Raw genomic sequence first — 22,718 nt, 5'->3', positions numbered from 1 at the left:
CAGTGCAAGGGGACTTAGGTATAAGTTTATCATGAACGAAGCAACGGAAGGAGATTTTTTACTCCCAGTTACCTGCGTTGTTGTTGACCTCCTTGAGTGAGCCGACCTTAAGACCGGGGTAACGATTGATTGTTTCAGCGACAGACTCCAAGTTCTTGATAAGGTTTTTGTCAAGACCTTGTAGGTACACTTCATAAGGGACAGAAGCCTCAAAAACCTTGATGGAGATACCCGAAGCAGTCTCTACACTTGCTGTATCCATTGCAAACTTCTCGTTTGTTCCGGGGACGATTGCAAGGCTGTTCACATCATATCCTTCAGGGAAAAGACCTTCTTTCGCCACAGACCAGGTAGTATCTCTGGTAAAATACACACGTTGTCCATCTACGATGCTGACAAGGCCTTCCTTTTCTGCCTCTTTCCAGTCCCCTGTACGACGAGCCTTAGCTACAATTTCGACAGCCTTAGCTTCAGTCATGCCGGCTTCGAGCTGTTTGTCTGTAAGTTCACCCTCCTTACGTACGGTAGGTACCTGTCCGTTGTTGAGCCAGTTGATAAGTTCTTCAAATGAACCGGCATGGCGGTTGAACTGCTGCTTGTAAGCGATCTGAGCTTTACGGATATCGATCAACTTAGCGATGATGGCAGCTTCACGAGTCCCCTTTTCCTTCTTGAAACGAATAGGATTCATGATACTTTCGACTGATACCCATACCAGACCTACGATAGCGACGAGCAAAAGAATTTTGTAAATTGTCTTCATGAGGATTATATTTATTTATTTTGTAATTCGTTAGTCACACATGGGTCTACCCCACCACAATAGTTTGCATCAACAAAAATAGCAAACTTTATTGAGACTGACATCTTATTTGTTATAGAAAATAAACACTTTATACATGAGTGCAGAAAATTTCAGAGCTCGGATGAGCCATTTTTTCCCCTTCGAGCCCACTCGGACACAGGCGGAAGTCATAGACACCTTGGCCTCTTTCCTGCATGATGAGGACTACGATGCAGACCACGCCATCTTTGTCTTGAGGGGTTATGCCGGGACGGGAAAATCAAGCCTCATCGGAGCTTTGGCACGCACGATGCTTGCCGAAGGACGTCCTCTTGTACTGCTTGCTCCCACAGGAAGAGCGGCAAAGGTACTTCAGAGTTACTGCGGCATCCCTGCACACACCATACATAGAGTGATCTATCGAGAGCGAATGGGGGCAAATGGGGAATCCAACTTCGAGATGGGCTACAATCGTGGCAGACACGACACCCTTTATATCGTCGACGAAGCCTCTATGATCAACAACACCCCCGATGGTATCAGTCCCTTCGGGAGCGGCTGTCTCCTTGACGACCTTATGGACTTTTGCTTCAGTGTCGATGGAGCCAAGGTGCTTTTTATCGGAGACGACGCACAGCTCCCTCCTGTCGGGACGCCACTCAGTCCGGCGATGGACACGAGATATCTCAGTCGCTACACGGGGCGGATCTTCACAGGGACACTCACAGACATCGTTCGTCAGGACGAAGCCAGCGAGATCGTTACCCTTAGCCACATTCTCAGGGCACGTATCATCGATATGGAAGGAGGCTTGTCCGAGTGGGAAACTCCACTCCTCCCCATGCCCTCGGGCGAGGAAGTCAAGATCGTCTCCGGTTACGACCTCCCCGACCTCGTCGAGAGCTCTTATGCTCAAGTGGGCAAAGAGGAAACCATCCTTCTGACACGTTCGAACAAAGATGCTGAAGAATTTAACCGACAGATACGCTACCGTTCGCTCGGTTACGAGGATGACATCACTCCCGGCGAACTACTCATGGTTTGCCGAAACAACTACTTCCATACCCCCACAGATGCCGAAGGGCATCCGAAAAGTCTCTTTATAGCCAATGGCGAACTGCTCCATGTCGAGCGTTCTCGCAGGACAAAGGAGCTTCATGGCTTCACCTTCAGGGAAGCCGAACTCACCGATACCGAAGGCGGTATCATCCACGCCAATATCATCCTCGAGAGTCTCTACAGCGGTGCGGCAGCCCTCACGCCCGAGCAACGCCAACGTCTATTCGACAGCGTTGTCCTCGACTACCCATGGGCCACCAATAAAAAGCAACTCTATGGTGCTCTTAGAAAAGATCCTTATCTCAATGCCCTACAGATCAAATATGCTTACGCCATGACCTGCCACAAGGCACAGGGCGGACAGTGGCACGACGTCTATATCCACTTCGGTTACCTCACACCCGAAATGATCGATATCTCATTCTGCCGATGGTTATACACAGCCATGACACGTGCCAGCTCCAGACTATACTTCATCTCACCACCCGATTTCATCTTCGGGAAATGGACAGATGATTACTGATCACACAGCAAAGATATGATGAGACTCAAGACCCCGAGTCGATTATCATCGATTGCAGTCCTATCCCGTCGATTATCATCGATTAAAGTCGAATGAGTAGAAAGGGGGTGATCAAGGGGCGATCGGATCGGCAGGGAGCTAAACAACAAAAAAGAGAGAGCTTCGAAGACATCTGTCTACAAAGCTCTCTCGACTGTAAAAGTGGCGGCTACCTACTCTCCCACTTGCGTAGTACCATCGGCGTGATTGGGCTTAACTGCTCTGTTCGGGATGGGAAGAGGTGGATCCCCAATGCTATAGCCACCTTAATTATTTCGTTATTTCCCTCTTATTCATGACCGTTTCTTTACCCCCGGTCATCAGAGAGATATATTAAGGCATATCTGACAAGTCCAAGATAGAGAAGTAGAAATCGTCTACTCAAAGAAACTCACCGAAAACCTCTCGGCCTTCGTTCGTCCCATTCTCTCGATTCATCTCGCGCAGGTTCGATGTCTGTTCTATGAGACCGAACCCATACGAATTCTTTACACGTATACGACTTCGTAACAGTTTGGAATATCTGTCTTACTCCGTTCGTTTTGCTTATGATTTTTCTCTTTTGTTTCCTTCTATTCTTTTAGGCCCTTTACTTCCTTCAGGTTCTTCTGAAACCCAAAAAGAATACAAGAAAACGATATAAAGCGTTCGGGCTATTAGTACTACTCGGCTTTTACATTACTGCATTTACACCTGTAGCCTATCAAGGTCATCGTCTATAACCACCCTATAAAGATATCTAATCTTGAGGAGGGCTTCGTGCTTAGATGCTTTCAGCACTTATCCTTACCGTACGTGGCTACTCGGCAGTGCTCCTGGCGAAACAACCGATAAACCAGTGGTACGTCCAACACGGTCCTCTCGTACTAGTGTCAGACCCTCGCAAATATCTCGCGCCCACAACAGATAGAGACCGAACTGTCTCACGACGTTCTGAACCCAGCTCGCGTGCCACTTTAATGGGCGAACAGCCCAACCCTTGGGACCTTCTCCAGCCCCAGGATGTGACGAGCCGACATCGAGGTGCCAAACCGCTCCGTCGATATGAGCTCTTGGGAGCGATCAGCCTGTTATCCCCGGAGTACCTTTTATCCTTTGAGCGATGGCCCTACCATACGGAACCACCGGATCACTATGCTCAAGTTTCCTTCCTGTGCGACTTGTGTGTCTCCCAGTCAAGCGCCCTTATGCCATTACACTCTACGACCGGTTACCAATCGGCCTGAGGGCACCTTTAGAAGCCTCCGTTACGCTTTTGGAGGCGACCACCCCAGTCAAACTACCCACCATACATTGTCCTCATAATCCACGAGTTAGTATCCAAACATCAAAAGGGCCGTATTTCAACAACGACTCCACAAATACTGGCGTACCTGTTTCTCAGTCTCCGGCCTATCCTACACATCTAATGCCCAAATACAATGTAAAGCTATAGTAAAGGTTCACGGGGTCTTTTCGTCCCGTTGCGGGTAATCGGCATCTTCACCGATACTACAATTTCACCGAGTTCGCGGTTGAGACAGTGCCCAGATCGTTACACCATTCGTGCAGGTCGGAACTTACCCGACAAGGAATTTCGCTACCTTAGGACCGTTATAGTTACGGCCGCCGTTTACTGGGGCTTCAATTCAGAGCTTCTCCTTAAGGATGACTCCTCCTCTTAACCTTCCAGCACCGGGCAGGTGTCAGACTATATACTTCATGTTTCCAGTTTGCATAGCCTTGTGTTTTTGTTAAACAGTCGCCTGGGCCTATTCTCTGCGACCTACGTCTCCGTAGGCGTCCTTTATTCCGAAGTTACAGGACCAATTTGCCTAGTTCCTTAACCGCGAATCGCTCGAGCGCCTTAGTATACTCAACCCAACCACCTGTGTCGGTTTACGGTACGGGTCCCGGCATTGATTAACGTTTAGCGGTTTTTCTTGGAAGTCTGCTTACGCCCTTATCACTTCCCCCGAAGGTTCCGTGTACTATCAGGTTCGACTCTCGGTGCGGATTTGCCTACACCGATCTTAATCTACACCCTTCAACCTACTATTCCGTCAGTAGGCAGGACTGTCACTACTCCGTCACCACATCACTCAATGCGGGAGTATGGGAATATTAACCCATTCATCCATCGGGTACGCCTAAACGGCTACCCCTTAGGTCCCGACTAACCCTGATACGACGAACGTTGATCAGGAATCCTTAGTCTTTCGGCGAGGAGGATTCTCACCTCCTTTATCGTTACTTATACCTACATTTGCTCTTCCAAACAGTCCAGTACAGGTCGTCCCTGTGCCTTCTACCCTTTTTGGAATGCTCCCCTACCGATACTTACGTATCCCACGGCTTCGGTAGACAACTTATGCCCGATTATTATCCATGCCACAATCCTCGACTAGTGAGCTGTTACGCACTCTTTAAATGAATGGCTGCTTCCAAGCCAACATCCTAGCTGTCTGTGCATCGTGACCGCGTTTAATACAACTTAGTTGTCATTTCGGGACCTTAGCCGATGGTCCGGATTCTTCTCCTCTCGGACATGGACCTTAGCACCCATGCCCTCACTCCTTGGCACTGCCTATAAGCATTCGGAGTTTGTCTGGACTTGATAGGCGGTGAAACCCTCGCATCCAATCAGTCGCTCTACCTCTTATAGTATATTCCAAAGGCTGCACCTAAATGCATTTCGGGGAGTACGAGCTATCTCCAAGTTTGATTAGCCTTTCACCCCTACCCTCATCTCATCCGAAAACTTTTCAACGTTTAACGGTTCGGTCCTCTATGTAGTGTTACCTACACTTCAACCTGGACAAGGGTAGATCACTTGGTTTCGCGTCTACTGTAAATAACTATCGCCATTTAAAACTCGCTTTCGCTTCGGTTCCATGTCTTAAAACACTTAACCTCGCTATTCACAGTAACTCGTAGGTTCATTATGCAAAAGGCACGCCGTCACACAACAATTGTGCTCCGACCGCTTGTAGGCAGACGGGTTCAGGGTCTATTTCAATCCTCTCGTCGAGGTGCTTTTCACCTTTCCCTCACGGTACTTGTACACTATCGGTCTCTAAGGAGTATTTAGCCTTGGGAGATGGACCTCCCGGATTCACACAGGATTACACGTGTCCCGCGCTACTCAGGTATCTCGTCATGCAGGTCTTCTGTTTCGAGTAAAGGGCTGTCACCCACTGTGGCCGGCCTTTCCAAACCGTTCCTCTACATACCTCCTGTACACTTTATTCGAGACCCTACAACCCCGATATTGCCGAAACAACACCGGTTTGGGCTCATCCCCGTTCGCTCGCCACTACTAAGGGAATAACTATTGTTCTCTTCTCCTATGGGTACTAAGATGTTTCAGTTCCCCACGTTCGCTCAAACACCCATCGTGTCTGTGACGTGCCGTTAAACACGCCGGGTTGCCCCATTCGGAAATCTGTGGATCAAATCGTATGTGCCAATACCCACAGCTTATCGCAGCTTATCACGTCCTTCATCGCCTCTTAGAGCCTAGGCATCCACCGTCTGCCCTTATCTGCTTTATATCGAATCTTTACCAAGACCTCCTAAGAAATCTTGATTATATCTTCAATAAGCAAAAAAGTAACTTCCTAATGAACTATTACGTTTATTTCGTATACTTCGTAAACTATACTCTTTTACAAGTATAGCGCCCGAGATAAATCCTTCCGCCACAACCGTCCGACTTGCGCCAAACAGCAGAAGCGTAGAACTCGTTTCTCTCGTTTACGTTTTCTATTCTCTATTCTTTACTTGTCAATATGTCTATGATCGCGTTTCCGTGACACTCCCCGATGCTTCTATCGGCGAATGTGGGTGCAAAGTTAAGAACAACTTTTCATTCTTACAAGACCAACAGCAAAAATATTCGTCTCCATACCACACCTTACGAGCATCCTCGAAGAAAAAGCCCAAGGATACTCATTAAATATCTGTATCTAACCTTGCAGCTCCATGAAATCAATAAAACAAAAATGCCATGTCTAAAGGTCGAGATCAAGTCCTCTAAGTCGTTGCATCAAATTAGACAACTTTTTTCAGCACACCACCCTTTGAGGTATAAGGAAGCCCAACACACACAATCATATACTTTTATCATTTACACGTTAAAATATTATATTTGTACTTGTATAGCATCACGTCTCAAAATACAATAAATTCCATGAGCGAAAAAACCACTTTAGAGATCACAGAAATTAGTGATAAGAACCTAATACGAATGCTGATTGACAAGCAGAAGTCCAATGGGAACATGAAGTTCTGTTTTCTTATAGGCTCCGGTGCTTCTCGATCTTCAGGGATTGCAACAGGAGGTACATTGGCAGGTGTTTGGTACAAGGAAATTGAATCTGACACAGAAAAGGCCAAATTCGAGCAATGGAAGAAAAAAGAGGGCATTGATGAGAAGGATTTGGCTGCGTCATACTCTGCCATCTACAAAGAAAGGTTTCAAAACTGCCCCGAAAGTGGATATGAGGCGCTTATCAAAATCATGGAGGGGAAGAACCCTTCTATAGGATACATTATTCTTGCCAAAATCATTGTAGATGAGGGGCATAATGTCGTTATCACGACGAACTTCGACAACCTCTTGGAGGATGCCATAAGGACTTATACCGAAAAGAAACCGTTCATCGCCGGACATGAAAGACTTGCGGACTACGTGCCCAAACGGAGTGATCGACCCATCATAGTCAAGGTTCACCGTGACCTATACCTACAGCCCAAGTCCGATACTGAAGAGACGAGTGAGCTATCAGAGCAATGGAAAAGTGTACTGGATGACATCTTATCCAACTACTACCTCATTGTCATTGGATACGGAGGAAATGATGGCAGCTTGATGAAATATCTGGAAGCTAAAAAAGATGAGAGAAAAGGCAATTTCCGAAGGAAAAACATTTATTGGTGCCTGATGGAGGGAGAGGCTATACCGGAAAAAATTCGGAAGGTATTAGATCAAGAAGATCGAATCGTCAGGATTAAGGGCTTTGATGAACTTATGTATCAGTGTTATATTCGTTTAGGTTTTGATTTTTTGGATGAAATAGAAAAGATCGATCCCACTCCCCCTCATAAACTGCTCGCTCCAAGTTATGAGCGTATAGCCTCTTTGCAAAAGCAGAAGAAAGAGTTGGCTGAGAAGCTTGAAAAGAGAGAGAAAGAAGAAGAATCCAATCAGATCTCGGATTCTGACACATTAATTTATCTATTTAGAATAGGTATAGAAAATGACCTTGACAAGAAGGATGCTCTATTCAAAGAAGCTCTACAAAAATATCCCAACGACTTGGAATTATTAAGTCAGTATGCGAACTTCTTGACAGATATACGTAAGGAGCATGATAAAGCGGAAGAATATTACAAAAAGGCAATTGAAATAGATGAAAAGGACCCAGATAATCTCGGAAACTATGCTATCTTCTTGGAGGACATCCGCAAAGACTATGACAAAGCGGAACAGTATTACAAAAAGGCAATTGAAATAGATGAAAAACACCCGAATAATCTCGGAAACTATGCAATATTCTTGAAGGATATCCGTAAGGACTATGACAAGGCGGAAGAGTATTACAAAAAGGCCATTGAAATCGATGAAAAAAAACCGAATATACTGCGGAGCTATGCTATCTTCTTGGATGATATCCGCAAGGACTATGACAAAGCGGAACAGTATTACAAAAAGGCAATTGAGGCAGATGGGAAAAACCCAAATAACCTCGGGAACTATGCAATATTCTTGAAGGATATACGTGAGGATTATGACAAAGCGGAACAGTATTACAAAAAGGCCATTGAGGCAGATGGGAAAAACCCAAATAACCTCGGGAACTATGCAATATTCTTGAAGGATATCCGCAAGGACTATGACAAAGCGGAACAGTATTACAAAAAGGCCATTGAGGCAGATGAAAAGGACCCAGATAACCTCGGAAACTATGCAATATTCTTGAAGAATATACGTGAGGATTATGACAAAGCGGAACAGTATTACAAAAAGGCCATTGAGGCAGATGGGAAAAACCCAAATAACCTCGGGAACTATGCAATATTCTTGAAGGATATCCGCAAGGACTATGACAAGGCGGAACAGTATTACAAAAAGGCCATTGAGGCAGATGAAAAGGACCCAGATAACCTCGGAAACTATGCTATCTTCTTGGGGAATATCCGCAAGGACTATGACAAGGCGGAACAGTATTACAAAAAGGCCATTGAAATAGATGAAAAGGACCCAGATAATCTCGGAAACTATGCTATCTTCTTGAAGGATATACGTAAGGACTATGACAAGGCGGAACAGTATTACAAAAAGGCTATTGAAATCGATGGAAAAAAACCGAATATACTGGGGAGCTATGCTATCTTCTTACACAGCATCCGTAAGGACTATGACAAGGCGGAACAGTATTACAAAAAGGCCATTGAGGTAGATGGGAAAAACCCAAATAACCTCGGGAACTATGCAATATTCTTGAAGGATATCCGCAAGGACTATGACAAGGCGGAACAGTATTACAAAAAGGCCATTGAGGCAGATGGGAAAAACCCAAATAACCTCGGGAACTATGCAATATTCTTGAAGGATATCCGCAAGGACTATGACAAAGCGGAACAGTATTACAAAAAGACCATTGAAATAGATGAAAAACACCCGAATAATCTCGGAAACTATGCTATCTTCTTGAAGGATATACGCAAGGACTATGACAAGGCGGAAGAGTATTACAAAAAGGCCATTGAGGCAGATGAAAAACACCCGAATAACCTCGGAAACTATGCTATCTTCTTGGATGATATCCGCAAGGACTATGACAAGGCGGAACAGTATTACAAAAAGGCCATTGAGGCAGATGGGAAAAACCCAAATAACCTCGGGAACTATGCAATATTCTTGAAGGATATCCGCAAGGACTATGACAAAGCGGAACAGTATTACAAAAAGACCATTGAAATAGATGAAAAACACCCGAATAATCTCGGAAACTATGCAATATTCTTGAAGGATATCCGTAAGGACTATGACAAGGCGGAAGAGTATTACAAAAAGGCCATTGAAATCGATGGAAAAAAACCGAATATACTGGGGAGCTATGCTATCTTCTTGAAGGATATACGCAAGGACTATGACAAGGCGGAAGAGTATTACAAAAAGGCCATTGAGGCAGATGAAAAACACCCGAATAACCTCGGAAACTATGCTATCTTCTTGGATGATATACGCAAGGACTATGACAAGGCGGAACAGTATTACAAAAAGGCCATTGAGGCAGATGGAAAAGACCCAAATATCCTCGGGAACTATGCTCATCTCTTAATTGTAAATAAAGAAGACTTAGTCTCTGCGAAGCACTACATTCAAGAAGCATTTGACTATATTCCAAATGCGACAGACAAAGAAACGTATTATAATACTATTCTTGCTGAGCTATGGTTTTATCGGTATGCCCATTATTACGAAGAACATGGAGTAGAAGCAGAAAAAGAATTAACGCATCTGCTTGACACCGGAGTTAAATCTCCGGGGTGGGATCTGGCAAAAGATATAGAGATGGCCAAGAAAAACAATCACCCTCACATTGAAAAGGTCGAGGAGTTTGCAAAGCGTCTGACAGAGCCGGAGGCTTGACCATCAAAAAACAATTATAATCTGTAAATAGCAGGGCTGTTCTTTGATCAGGGGACAGCCCTGCTCCTTTTGAAGTAGTGATACCCTTTGCTCGGCTTAGTATTCTTTCCTTGAAAAGCTCCATAAACACATTGTGATTTCCATTTGGAAATATGAGAAAAAGTTACCACATTTGTGATATCAATATGATATCACACTAAACTTTAATATTATGAAAAAAGAATTCGACTTTTCGGGCGTGACACTCAATGGCTTTGCCATGCTTTTTCTCAACATCTTTCTCATCATAGGATCGATCCTCGGAGGAATATATTGGGGTTCGAGGGACGCCTTCCCTGCACAAGACCTCCTTATGTTCACATGTATCGGTGTATTTATCCTGACATGCTTCCTATGGGCAGGCTTTATGTTGCTCGAACCGGGAGAAGCAAGGGTGTGCGTGTTCTTCGGCAAATACCGGGGCACTTTTTCCAAGACCGGCTACTATTGGGTTAACCCCTTCATCCAAGCAAAGAAAGTTTCTCTACGTGCCCGCAACCTCGAAGTGAAGCCCATTAAGGTGAACGATAAGATCGGTAATCCCGTGATGATCGGCTTGGTGCTTGTGTGGAAGCTCAAAGACACCTACAAAGCATTCTTCGAGATTGACGCTCAGACCATGGCTGCATCGGCTGTCAAGGGGGCAGAGAAAGTACAATCCGTGGGACATGTCATGGAGGCTTTCGAAAACTTTGTCAAGGTGCAGAGCGATGCGGCTCTCAGACAAGTGGCCGTACAATACGCTTACGACAACGAAGACCCGAACAGCGATGAACTCTCTCTGCGTAGCGGGGGCGAAGAGATCAACGAACAACTCGAAGCCAAGCTCAACGAACGCCTTGCCATGGCAGGTATCGAGGTCGTCGAAGCTCGTCTCAATTATCTCGCCTATGCACCCGAGATTGCTGCCGTGATGCTCCGCCGTCAGCAGGCAAGTGCGATCATCAGTGCAAGAGAGAAGATCGTCGAGGGTGCAGTATCCATGGTCAAGATGGCACTGACTCAGATATCTGAAGAAAATATCGTCGATCTTGATGAGGAAAAGAAGGCCGCCATGGTGAGCAACCTACTTGTCGTCCTCTGTGCCGATGAGTCTGCACAACCCATAGTGAATGCAGGCACCCTCAATCACTGATAACCTCTCCATACGAGTGACACAACAACCGACAAGACTATGAGCAAAAACAATCCCACCAAAAGTTTCGTCCTCCGGATAGACACCGAGACGATGAACGCCATCGAAGCATGGGCGGCGGATGAGTTTCGCTCAACCAACGGTCAACTCCAATGGATCATCTCCGAAGCTCTCAAAAAGAGTGGAAGGCTGAAGAAAAAGAAAAACAAACCTGTCGTCCCGGCTTCGGAAGAAGACCCCAACGAGCCTTGACCTCCCCCTATCTTACCCGAAGGCTCGATCACAAGGCTTTACACACACCTCAAAAAGGTAGTACGATCCGATAAAAAAGGTCGTTAAGATCGATGACGAAAGTCGTTAGATTCAATACATCGAATCTAACGACTTTTTTTCGTTCATTCCAGAGGTGGTGGTGAGCCAAGTCAAGCATCCGAGAAAACCAACAAAAAAATCTCAAGTCAAACCCTTTCGTCGAACAAAAAACTCCCCCACGATCCGCGCGGACAGTGGGGGAGCAAACAGTGAAAGATTATAAATGAGTATTTATACGGATGGATCTATCTCCTTACCTTCCTAATATTTTGTGTAGATTGACTGTTTTACTTCAAAAATGCTGTGAGCATCCAGACAAGCTTCTCTTGACCTGCGATGTACTCGGACATCATGCCTGCAGTGACGTCGTCGTTGTTGTCAGCTGCAAGGGTAGCAATCTCTCTTTCGAGACGGATGAGGACTGCGACGGTCTCAAGGAGATTCTTGGAGATTTCGCTTGAACAAGTGATGATCTCTGACTGTTTGATCTCCGAAAGCTTCTCGATATCAGCATAGAGGCGTACAGGGACTCCGCCAAGTTGAAGGATGCGTTCTGCCACTTCATCGATGCGCTCTGCTTCAGCGTCGTACATCTTTTCTAACTCTTCGTGGAAAGTGAAGAATGACTTACCTTCGACATGCCAGTGAAAACCACGAAGGTTAGAGTAGTACACGTGAAGTGTTGCTGCGAGCTTGTTGAGCTTTGCGTTCATCTCTTGCGCGTAGTCAGCCTTAATGTTCAGGATTGAAAGAATGTTAGTGTTCATAATCAATATAGTTTTAGTTGTTTTATTTATTCTCAATTAGTTACACTGCAAAGTTATAAAATAAACATCTTGACAACAAACGATAATATCAATACCTTTATAAACGTTATCTATATTTAGCCCAAAAGCAGTGTAATGAACATCCAACAGTTAGAATATCTCCTTGCCTTGCGCAAGTACCGCCACTTCGTAAGAGCGGCCGAAGAGTGTGGTGTCACACAGCCGACACTCAGTGCGATGATAGCCAAACTCGAAGACGAACTCGGGGTCAAACTCCTCGACCGATCCTCACAGCCCATATCTCTCTCTCCGATAGGCGACAGAGTGGCCGACCAAGCTGTCGAGGTACTGAGGGGCATCAGAGGCATAGAGGGTCTCGTAGCCGAAGAGCGAGACGAGATATCGGGGGTGGTCTCGATAGGCATACTGCCGACGGTGGCACCGTTCTTGCTTCCCTTGCTACTGCCGATATGCCACAAGTATATGGGCAATATGGAGATAAGGTTCGTCGAACTCACAACTTCTGCTTGTGAAGCCGCCCTGAGGGATGGCACGATAGATGTAGCGATACTTGCAGGGGATCTGCAAGGCAATAAGTTTGTCACCCATACCATATACTATGAGGAGTTCGTGGGGTACGTGAGTCATAATGAGCCACTGTTCTCGGCTTCGTTCATTCGTAGTTCGGAGATCGAGCCCGATTCGCTGTGGTTGCTGGATGAGGGGCACTGCTTCCGCAACCAACTCATCCGATTCTGCGAATTCAAGAAGACCCACCCCAAGCGGATCAACTTCACCCTCGGCGGTATCGAGACTTACATGAGACTGGTCGAAGCCGGACATGGCGTGACCTTCATCCCCGAGCTCGCCATAGAGACCCTCTCCAAAGCCCAAAAGGAACACCTGCGTCGCTTCGCCATCCCTCGCCCTGTGCGTCCGGTGATGTTGGTACACAGCCCTTCATATATGCGTACCAAGGTGATCGAACATCTGACCTCTCTCATCCTCTCCGCTGTACCCGAGCGCATGCATACGATACACAAGGATCAGACGATGGCCAACAGGATCCAATAAAGAATACAGATAAACACAACCGACCAGCTCCGATCTAAATATGACTCCTTTGATGAAGGAAGGGACCTCCGGGCATGCTGTCCATCCCACCCAAAAAATGAACAAAAAGTATAATTTCAGATAAGAGATCGTTTTTTTGAAAACTTCATTCGTATCTCGCTTGCGGATTCAGATTATAATACGTACATTGCAAGCAAAGCTCAGACAAAAACTCTGATATACGAACATGAACACATGAGCTCAAAACCGCCATTAGGCGATGGCTCATTTTTTTAGTGAAAAACTCTTCGTCAGTAGTGACTGACGCATTAACAACCTTCTAATTATTTTTTTATCATGAGCTACAAAAAATTTATTGCGGAAAATCCTTTTCCCGCAGAGACAGAATCCGCAACAAAGGGCGTCAACTTGGGAGGGACAAGTGGAACTTACGGTGCTTGCAGCATCGAAGACTTCTTGCCTCGAACGTCTGACCTTAATCTGACACATGACGACGCTGAGGGCTTCCTGGACTATGTCACAAGATTCACCCCTGCAAACTTTTGGTATAAAGACCGGAATGTAGCTGTTTGGCTCTATGAGGAGACTTATGACAATTGGCAAGATCGGTATGGGATGGATGCTGTGAAAGTCTTCTATCACTCCGGGCATGGAAATATGTTTCCTGATGGGATCTTTGCTGCACCTATGGGAAGCATCTGGGACAATCGAGCGACGGCTTGGTCTGACAACATGGCCTTTGCCAATGAAAAACTAAGGTACCTCTTCTGGTCTACTTGTCTCGGTCTAAGAATTTCAGAAGGACACAATCCTATTCGTACTTGGTCTCGCGCAAACAAAGGGGGGCTGAGAATGATCTTCGGATACGACACCGTCAGCTATGACAACAAGAATTATGGCAAATTCTTCTGGAATGAGTGGAACAAAGGCCGTTCCTTCAAAGATGCTTTCATTGAGGCGAGTTGGAGAATATCGCACCGCCAAAGTCCTGTGGTATGTGCCATGGGAGCCAACCAAGCTGAAGCCAAGGCAAGACTAGCCAACGAGAGATTTTTTTACACACCCGGAGTCTGCAGTAACTATTGGGCTTGGGAATGGCGCAACGCCGTCAGAAAAGCCAAAAGAGAAAGTGCAAACTTGCTGAAAGAACCTCGCAACAAGAATGCACTAATCCTTGCACCGGATATGCTCGATGATACTCTGTTCTCTGCTATTGGCAACAAGGCCGGTCTCACCAAACGCACGGCTTCAACCATCAAGATTGATGACATGGGGACACGTATCATAGGAACAAAAGACCTGCGAGTAAGTGTCAATAGAGCAGGACACGTAAGCCTCGACATGGCAAAGGCAAACTACCGAAACACAGAGCTAATAGGAGAGAATAAGGCTCTCAAACTCGCAGAAGGCTTCATCTCCGAACTCGGCTTGGCAAAAGGGATAAAATTGGAACAAGCTACGACGTACCACACAATGCAAGGTGGTGGCAACGCAAAGACCGAAGAGCTCTATGATCCCAAAGTAATCGAAACCATCATCCAGTTCCGCCAAGAACACGACAACCTCAAGAGTGTGAACTCGGGACATGGGTTGATATCTGTAGCGGTAGACAATGATGGTAAGATCACAAGGGTGTTCAGTTCTCTCAAACCCATCGTCGACGAACGTGAGCAGGCCAGTGCTCCAAGGAAGGGAAAATCCGCTCCTGCAAAGGAATTTACAAGATCAAGAGACGAACTCTTCCAACAACAGATTGACAGAATCATAGGTGGCAAGGATTATTCTACCGTCAATTTTGATGAACGCACCAAAACCCTCTTGACACGAGAAACAGCAGACATAACTCCAACCGTGAAGATCATCGACGAAAAGATCGGATATGATTTCTCTTCAAACATTGTAAAGCCTGTACATCAGCGTGATGTAGAGATCGCTGTCGGCCCTTATGCTAAGCGATACAAACTCAGAGTCGATCTATAATGAGCAACAACCATCTGATAGTAAGCATAAATAGTAAATATTCTGACTCCTAAAGTGCTATCAGAAAATAGAATCCCAAAGGGGCTGTGTCAAAATTAGTTTTTGACACAGCCCCTTTGGGAGTGTTCAGGATGAGTTAAACTCAAGGTACTAAACAGTGCGCTCATGATATAAAAGTAGAAGTATAAAGATTTAATGATTATATTTGTAACAACCAATATATTGTTAATTACAGGCATAAAGACAGCATTATGAATAATATATTAGCATTTAATGTGCCTAACCTCGATGATATTGCATCACAGATTGCAGATAGAGTCAAGACTCGAAGATTAGAACTCAATCTGACTCAAGAAGGATTAGCAACAAGATCAGGGATTAAGTTTGCAACCTACCGAAGATTTGAGCAGACGGGGGAGATTTCACTGAAAGGGTTACTCCGAATAGGTCTTGCATTGAATGCCTTATCCGAGTTTGAACTGCTTTTTGCACAGAAACAGTATCAAACGCTGGATGAAGTGTTGAATGAAAAAAACACCACTCGAAAAAGAGGAAAGAAGAATGAATAACATCAAACAGATAGAGGTCATCTATGACAATCGTTTGGTCGGTCGATTGGCTCTGACAAAAGAGGGACTATGTGCATTTGAATACTCGGCAGAATGGCTCGGAACAGGCTTCTCTATCTCTCCGTTTGAGTTGCCACTGAAGAGTGGAGTCTTCATAGCTAAACGAGATCCTTTTGAAGGAGGTTTTGGTGTCTTTGATGACTGCCTGCCGGATGGCTGGGGGCTACTTATCCTTGATAGGTACTTACAACAAAAGGGGATCATCCCTCGGACGCTGTCGTTGTTGGATCGTCTTGCCCTGGTGGGCTCTACGGGGCGTGGAGCACTCGAGTTCAGACCAGATAGGAGCGTTGTGTCACAGAAAGACTTCGCTGACTTCGAACAGCTGGCAGTAGAGGCAGAGCGAATCCTCGACAGCGATGATTATTCAGGAGAAAGCATTATGGAATTTCAGTACAGAGGGGGTTCTCCGGGAGGAGCACGTCCAAAAATTTTTGTTCGTTACGACGACAAAGAATGGCTGGTAAAGTTCAGGGCAAAAAGAGATCCGAAACGGATAGGTATCGAAGAGTATCACTACTCCCTCCTCGCCAAAAAGTGCAGGATTGAAATGCCAGACACACACCTTTTCGAAGATAAATACTTCGGAGTCGAACGCTTTGATCGCACAAAAAATGGCAAGCTGCACGTAATAAGCGTTGCGGGACTTATCGGTGCAGATTATCGTTTGTCGAGCATCGACTACATCCATATCTTCAAAGCCTGCCTGGCACTGTCCCGGAATATGGCCGAGATGTGGAAAGTCTACCGTCTGATGGTATTCAATGTCCTTATAGAGAATAAGGATGACCATGCAAAAAACTTCTCGTTCATCTATCGTGATGAAGATTGGCACTTGGCTCCGGCTTATGACTTATTGCCAAGTGATGGTATCGGAGGGTTTAGGACAACGTCGATCAATGGTAGTATAACTCCGACAAAGGAGGATATCTTCGCCGTCGCAGTAAAAGTGGGGCTGGATAAGAAGGAGGCTATAAAAATCTTTGAGGAAATGGAGGGCATCATTCGGGAACAGAAATGATGTTGTATTGACGTGAAAAGAAAGTGAAATTTAAGGTAAAGGGATTAAGTATAATCGACGATATTTGACTATAATCGACGGTATCCGACCGTAATCGATCATAATCGACCAAGAGGATAATGTCGCACACTATCTTTGTCTTCACTTGGAGGTGTTCATAGACATTTTGATTAAGGTTATGGTAATATTATGGTATGATGATGGCTATCCGATAGCTTTTGCCAACGAATAAATCCCGCTTCTGTCTGTATTTATCAGGGAATGTACCGTGAGTAGTCTTCGCCGAAGGTGGCGAGCTCGCGGACGACGGATGAGCTGATACCTGCAAGCTCGGGAGAGGAGAAGAGAAGTATCGTATCCAATCCGAAGTGCGTGAGGTGGATGTCTGCCATACTGCGCTCGTACTCCATGTCGGTGACATTGCGAATGCCTCGGATGAGGACAGTGGCACCGTTGGCCTTGGCATAGGTGGCGGTAAGCCCTTCGTTGAGAGCCACGACGATATGTGGGTTGTCAGAATAGAGTTCTTGGATGGTCTTTAGGCGTTCGTCAGAGGGGATGAATGATGCCTTTCGGGGATTGACCCCGATAACGATATGGAGGGTATCCACAAGTCTGAGTGCCCTTTGGACAATATCCACGTGACCGATGGTGAAGGGGTCGAACGAGCCGGCATAGATACCTACTTTGGGAGAGGTTTGTTCGTTGTTCGTCATTGGCATGGATGGTGTTTGTGAGAGGGTAAAACTTGTGGAGGATGGGGCTTTATTCTTCAGGTTCGAGATTATGCACGATGAAGTCTTGACGGTCGGGGGTATTCTTACCCATGTAGAAGTCAAGAAGCTCTTTGATGTTGTCCTCTTTCTTCATCACCACGGGATCGAGGCGCATATCTTCGCCGATGAAGGCCTTGAACTCCTCTGCCTTTATCTCACCAAGCCCCTTGAATCGTGTGACCGAACAGCCTTTGCCGAGCTTGGCCATAGCAGCGTCACGCTCCTTCTCGTCATAACAGTAGATCGTCTCCTTATCCTGCTTGTCTCGAACTCGGAAGAGGGGGGTCTGAAGGATGAAGACATGATTTTGGCGTATGAGTTCGGGGAAGAACTGCAAGAAGAAGGTGATGATGAGCAGACGGATGTGCATACCGTCGACATCGGCATCGGTAGCGACAATGATCTTGTTGTAACGAAGGTTGTCGATGGAGTCTTCGATATTGAGGGCCGCCTGAAGGAGGTTGAACTCTTCGTTCTCATACACCACTCGTTTGGACAATCCGTACGAATTGAGCGGCTTACCACGGAGGGAGAAGACCGCCTGATAGTTGGCATCACGACTCTGAGTGATACTACCGCTGGCCGAAAGTCCCTCGGTGATAAAGATGGATGTCTTCTCAGGATTGGGGGCTTTGGGCTCGTTGAAGTGGTAGGAGCAGTCGCGGAGCTTCTTGTTGTGGATGGCAGCCTTCTTGGCACGCTCTTTGGCAATCTTGGTGATACCGGCAATGGCTTTGCGCTCCTTCTCACTCTCAAGGATCTTCTTCTGAAGTGCCTCAGCAGTAGCAGGATTTTTGTGAAGGAAATTGTCCAAATGAGTCTTGAGGAAGTCTCCGATGAACTTCTGTATCGTCACCCCCCCCTCTTCGATCTCCTTCGACCCGAGCTTGGTCTTGGTCTGACTCTCGAAGAGTGGATCTTGGATACGGATGCTCACAGCCGCGACAATGCCCGAACGGATATCGTTGAAGTCGAATGACTTGCCGTAAAACTCTCTGATCGTCCTTGCGACCGCCTCCTTGAATGCAGAGAGGTGTGTACCGCCGTGGATGGTGTTCTGCCCGTTGACAAACGAGTGGTACTCCTCACCGTACTGCGAAGAGTGAGTGATGGCGACTTCGATGTCTTTGTCGGTGAAGTGGATGATGGGATAGAGAGGATCGGAGGTCATGGTGTCTTCGAGGAGATCCATAAGCCCGGACTTGGAGAGGTAACGCTTGCCGTTGAGATTGAAGTTAAGTGAGGTGTGAAGATACGAATACATACGTATCATATCCATCACAAAATCTTCACGATAGGCATAACCCTTGAAGAGTGTATCATCCGGAATGAAACGTACGGCAGTACCATCCTTATCTTCGGGAGCATCGAAGAGATCGGTCTCGGAGACAAGCTGTCCCTTCTCGAAGATGACGGTCTTCCCCTTCCCCTCACGGTAAGAGGTGACCTCCATGCGAGAGGAGAGCGCATTGACGGCCTTGAGACCGACACCGTTGAGCCCGACGACCTTCTTGAAGACTTCGTTGTCGTACTTGGCTCCGGTATTCATCTTGCCGACGGCATCTTTGAGCGAACCTTGGGGAATACCTCGACCAAAGTCTCTGACAAAGACTTCCCTATTGTCCGTGATCGTGATGCGAACCATACGACCGAAGCCCATCGCAAACTCATCAATGGCATTGTCTATCACCTCTTTGAGAAGGATATATATACCGTCATCAGGCGATGAGCCGTCGCCGAGCTTCCCGATATACATACCGGGGCGTTGGCGAATGTGTTCCATAGGATCGAGGGTACGTACAGCTTCGTCGCTGTACTTACGCTGAGCCTCGGAGAGGGCGATATCTTCGTCTGATATGAGGGGTTGTTGGTCGCTCATCGGCTGATTGGGATGATGGATTATAACTCTTTGATGTATGCTCGGCGTGTCTTGTGATGCACTTTCTCGAAATAACTCCACTGCAGCTGTACGGATAGGTTCGTCTCCAACTCAGGGTTACTCTCGACGTACTCGACGCCATAGTTCTTGATAATGGGGATGAGATCCTCGAAGATGAGGGCATTGACACCCTTATTTTGATATTCGGGGATGATACCGATGAGCAGAAGATCGACCACCTTGGGTTTGGAATAAAGAGCTCTGAGGATGTGCAAAAAACCAAATGGCCATAGCTTCCCCTTGGCTTTCTTCATAGCGTGGCTGAGGTTGGGGATGGTGATACCGAAGCCCACAACTTCATCATCACTCTCACGAACAATAAGTGTAACGAGATCGAGACGTACCATGGGGATGTACATCTTGACATAGTAGTCTATCTGTGCCGGAGTCAGTGTCGCAAAGCCATAAAGGGGGGCATAAGAAGCATTGAGGGTCTCGAAGATGCGATGGGCGTAGGGATAGACCTCTTTGCGCTTCGTGAACTTCTTGGTAGCCAAGCCGTATTTCTCTCTGACAAGGTTTGCTATGCGACGATGCTTCTCAGGGATCTCGTCCGGGGCATAGATCTTGTACTCCTTCCAGTCCTGATCCTTATGGTAGCCTCGGCGTTCGAGTTGATCCGAGTAGTATGGGTAGTTGTAGTTGGTCGTTATCGTCGCAAGCTGATCAAACCCCTCAATAAGCAACCCTTCTCTGTCCAAGTCGGTGAAACCCATGGGGCCGTGTATGAAGTCACATCCTCGACGACGAGCCCAGTCCTCGACGGCCTCGAAGAGCTTATCAACGACCTCATCGTCATCGATAAAGTCCAAGAATCCGAAGCGGGCATGATTTTGATTCCAGGTCTCATTGGCTCTATTGTTGATGATCCCGGCTATACGACCGACGATCTGATCTCCTCTGTATGCCAAGAAGTATGCTGCATCGCAGAACTCAAAGGCGGGATTCTGATCCCAGTCCAGAGTCATGAGCTCTTCATCGATAAGAGAAGGCACATGGTATGGATTGTCTTTGTAGAGACTGATATTGAATGTCACAAAATCCCTCAAGAGCGACTTGTCCTTGATCCTCTTGAGGATGACCTTCTCTCCGGTCATGGGACTGCTCTTGAAATACTTTGTTATGGCTCTCTTGTATGTATCGTAGCGTCTTGACATTTCGGTCTGTGATTCGTGATATGAGTGCTTCAGAACTTCTTCTCAACGACTGCCTGAACGGTATTGAGGACGAAGTCTCCGAGGTGTTCACACTCGTTGATCATATCATTGTAGTAGACACTATCCTGATAGTCACAAGCCTTATTACCAAAGTCTTCGAGACTCTTCAGCTTGAGGTCATTACGCAGGTTATTGATAGCATTCTCGATATTGTAAGATTCGAGAGCATCTTCGGGAAGGATGTCGGACTTTTTGAGGATGATATTCATCCTGTCGAGGGCTTTTTGGTCAAGCTCTATCATCCTCTTGACATTGCGCATCATCTGTTCGGTAAAGTTGGCATTATTATCCACCTTACGCTTCACCGCCTGAGCAAGATTGTAACAAGAGTCTCCGATGCTCTCGATCTCGGTCGTAGCACGGAGCATGACTCGGATCTTCTCCTTACCCTCCATACTGAGGCGACCTTCGGAGACCTTGGAGAGATAGTTGGCTATCTCGACCTCCATACGGTCACAAATGTTTTCGTACTTCTCAATGCGGTTGAATGTCTCCATGAACTTCTCTTGATCCTTCTCATCCAAGAGCGAATCTACCATACCCAGCATACGTCCGGCTCTTTCGCCAAAGAGAGCCATCTCCTTCTGAGCCTGAGCGAGCGAAAGTTCGGAAGTAGAGAGCATACCGAAGGAGATATAACGCAACTGAAATTCCTCGTTGCCCGAGACCTCTTGCTTCGAAGGGATGATCTTGTTGCAGAGATAGACATACCCCTTGACGAACCAAATCATCACAGAAACGTTGATGATGTTGAAGAGCGAGTGGTAAAGAGATAGACCAAACGACGTGGCAACAACATACTTGTCCATCAACTCCTTATCAGCCATGAGTGAAGCATCGGCTGTGGAAGGGTCGAAGTCGTTGAGAAGTGCCAACCTCTGTGGATCCAGGCCGTTGATGAATGTGTACATCGACGTAGGATCTCCCGGTCCCCAGCCCGACACCAGATTGATGATCAGCGACAAGAAGGGTCGGAAGAGAATCAGCATCCACAACACCCCAAAGACATTGAAAATCAAGTGTGCTATGGCTGCTCTTCTTGCAGGCACATTGGCTCCGAGTGCCGCGATATTTGCAGTCACCGTAGTACCGATATTTTCACCCAACACCATCGCAGCTGCGAGATCGAACGATATCCACCCCTTCGAACACATGATGAGAGTGATGGCAACCGTCGCCGAAGACGATTGGACAATGATAGTGAGGATGGTACCCAAGAGCAAAAATATAATCACAGAGCCGAAGCCCATGTCTGTGTAACTCTGAAGGAATGCCAGTGCCTCAGGATTGGCTTTCAAGTCAGGGACATTGTCTTTCAGGAACTGCAACCCTATGAACAAGAAAGCAAAACCGATGATAAACTCTCCCCACGACTTCCTCGTACCATTACCGGAGAATATAAAGGGAATAGACAATGCTATCAGTGGGATAGCAAACGATGCAATATCCACCTTGAAGCCAAATAAGGAAATGACCCATGCTGTGACGGTCGTACCCACGTTTGCCCCCATGATGACGGTAACAGCCTGTGCAAGGGTCAACAGACCTGCATTCACAAAACTTACTACCATCAAGGTTGTTGCTGACGAAGATTGGACAAGAGCAGTGATGAGGATACCGGTAAAGACCCCAAGGAGTCTGTTTCTTGTCATCGCAGAAAGGATACTGCGCATCTTGTCTCCGGCAATTTTTTGCAACCCTTCACTCATGATCTTCATCCCATAAAGGAAGATACCGAGAGATCCGATCAGGGTCAAAAAGTCGAGAAATCCGTAATTCATTTGT

The 22,718-nt window shown here is 46.4% G+C and carries 14 protein-coding genes and 2 rRNA genes; 8 read left to right on the top strand and 8 right to left on the bottom strand.

The window, feature by feature from the left end:
- Nucleotides 1-58: 58 nt before the first annotated feature.
- On the bottom strand, nucleotides 59-763 hold the full coding sequence (locus EL262_RS07630) for a hypothetical protein (RefSeq protein ID WP_025836449.1): 705 nt from the start codon (nucleotides 761-763) through the stop codon (nucleotides 59-61).
- 136 nt (nucleotides 764-899) lie between these two features.
- On the opposite strand from EL262_RS07630, the gene EL262_RS07625 reads away from it, so the two are divergent.
- Complete coding sequence (locus tag EL262_RS07625; protein WP_025836448.1) at nucleotides 900-2,366, top strand: ATP-dependent DNA helicase; 1,467 nt, start codon at nucleotides 900-902, stop codon at nucleotides 2,364-2,366.
- Nucleotides 2,367-2,565: 199 nt separating this feature from the next.
- Here EL262_RS07625 and rrf read toward each other — a convergent pair.
- Nucleotides 2,566-2,674, bottom strand: a 5S ribosomal RNA gene (gene rrf / locus EL262_RS07620).
- A gap of 367 nt (nucleotides 2,675-3,041) precedes the next feature.
- Nucleotides 3,042-5,938 (bottom strand): 23S ribosomal RNA (locus EL262_RS07615).
- A 695-nt stretch (nucleotides 5,939-6,633) separates the two neighbouring features.
- Between EL262_RS07615 and EL262_RS07610 the strand changes: the two genes are divergently transcribed.
- From EL262_RS07610 to EL262_RS07600, 3 genes are all read left to right on the top strand, one after another.
- Nucleotides 6,634-10,044, top strand: coding sequence for a tetratricopeptide repeat protein (locus EL262_RS07610; RefSeq protein ID WP_164715440.1), 3,411 nt, complete (start codon nucleotides 6,634-6,636; stop codon nucleotides 10,042-10,044).
- Between the two features lie 211 nt (nucleotides 10,045-10,255).
- Nucleotides 10,256-11,218 (top strand): SPFH domain-containing protein, encoded by a 963-nt coding sequence (locus EL262_RS07605; RefSeq protein WP_036853827.1) that lies wholly within the window; start codon nucleotides 10,256-10,258, stop codon nucleotides 11,216-11,218.
- Nucleotides 11,219-11,257: 39 nt separating this feature from the next.
- On the top strand, nucleotides 11,258-11,470 hold the full coding sequence (locus EL262_RS07600; RefSeq protein ID WP_025838765.1) for a type II toxin-antitoxin system antitoxin: 213 nt from the start codon (nucleotides 11,258-11,260) through the stop codon (nucleotides 11,468-11,470).
- 347 nt (nucleotides 11,471-11,817) lie between these two features.
- Here EL262_RS07600 and EL262_RS07595 read toward each other — a convergent pair whose 3' ends face one another.
- Nucleotides 11,818-12,297 (bottom strand): Dps family protein, encoded by a 480-nt coding sequence (locus EL262_RS07595; RefSeq protein WP_231551975.1) that lies wholly within the window; start codon nucleotides 12,295-12,297, stop codon nucleotides 11,818-11,820.
- Nucleotides 12,298-12,432: 135 nt separating this feature from the next.
- Here EL262_RS07595 and EL262_RS07590 point away from each other — a divergent pair, with 135 nt between their 5' ends.
- From EL262_RS07590 to EL262_RS07575, 4 genes are all read left to right on the top strand, one after another.
- Entirely contained in the window at nucleotides 12,433-13,371 is a 939-nt protein-coding gene (locus EL262_RS07590; RefSeq protein WP_025838769.1) for a LysR substrate-binding domain-containing protein, read from the top strand.
- Nucleotides 13,372-13,707: 336 nt separating this feature from the next.
- On the top strand, nucleotides 13,708-15,351 hold the full coding sequence (locus EL262_RS07585) for a DUF6345 domain-containing protein (RefSeq protein WP_025838772.1): 1,644 nt from the start codon (nucleotides 13,708-13,710) through the stop codon (nucleotides 15,349-15,351).
- 251 nt (nucleotides 15,352-15,602) lie between these two features.
- Entirely contained in the window at nucleotides 15,603-15,920 is a 318-nt protein-coding gene (locus EL262_RS07580) for a helix-turn-helix domain-containing protein (RefSeq protein ID WP_025838773.1), read from the top strand.
- Complete coding sequence (locus tag EL262_RS07575; protein WP_078735848.1) at nucleotides 15,913-17,001, top strand: type II toxin-antitoxin system HipA family toxin; 1,089 nt, start codon at nucleotides 15,913-15,915, stop codon at nucleotides 16,999-17,001. Before EL262_RS07580 ends, EL262_RS07575 begins: the two co-directional genes overlap by 8 nt.
- Before the next feature lie 254 nt (nucleotides 17,002-17,255).
- Here EL262_RS07575 and coaD read toward each other — a convergent pair whose 3' ends face one another.
- From coaD to EL262_RS07555, 4 genes are all read right to left on the bottom strand, one after another.
- Nucleotides 17,256-17,717 carry a pantetheine-phosphate adenylyltransferase gene (gene coaD / locus EL262_RS07570; protein ID WP_036851109.1) on the bottom strand — a complete coding sequence of 154 codons (462 nt, stop codon included), beginning with the start codon at nucleotides 17,715-17,717 and terminating at the stop codon, nucleotides 17,256-17,258.
- Nucleotides 17,718-17,766: 49 nt separating this feature from the next.
- Entirely contained in the window at nucleotides 17,767-19,656 is a 1,890-nt protein-coding gene (locus tag EL262_RS07565) for a DNA topoisomerase IV subunit B (RefSeq protein WP_078735847.1), read from the bottom strand.
- 20 nt (nucleotides 19,657-19,676) lie between these two features.
- Nucleotides 19,677-20,813, bottom strand: a complete 1,137-nt coding sequence (locus tag EL262_RS07560; RefSeq protein ID WP_036853841.1) for a hypothetical protein — start codon at nucleotides 20,811-20,813, stop codon at nucleotides 19,677-19,679.
- Between the two features lie 89 nt (nucleotides 20,814-20,902).
- Entirely contained in the window at nucleotides 20,903-22,714 is a 1,812-nt protein-coding gene (locus EL262_RS07555; protein WP_025838777.1) for a Na/Pi cotransporter family protein, read from the bottom strand.
- Between the last annotated feature and the right edge of the window lie 4 nt (nucleotides 22,715-22,718).

Origin of the sequence: Porphyromonas cangingivalis, from assembly GCF_900638305.1 — a bacterium.
In the GTDB taxonomy this organism is placed as follows: Bacteria; Bacteroidota; Bacteroidia; order Bacteroidales; family Porphyromonadaceae; genus Porphyromonas_A; species Porphyromonas_A cangingivalis.
The sequence above is the reverse complement of the archived record's forward strand: the minus strand, read 5'-3'. Positions and strand labels throughout refer to the sequence as shown.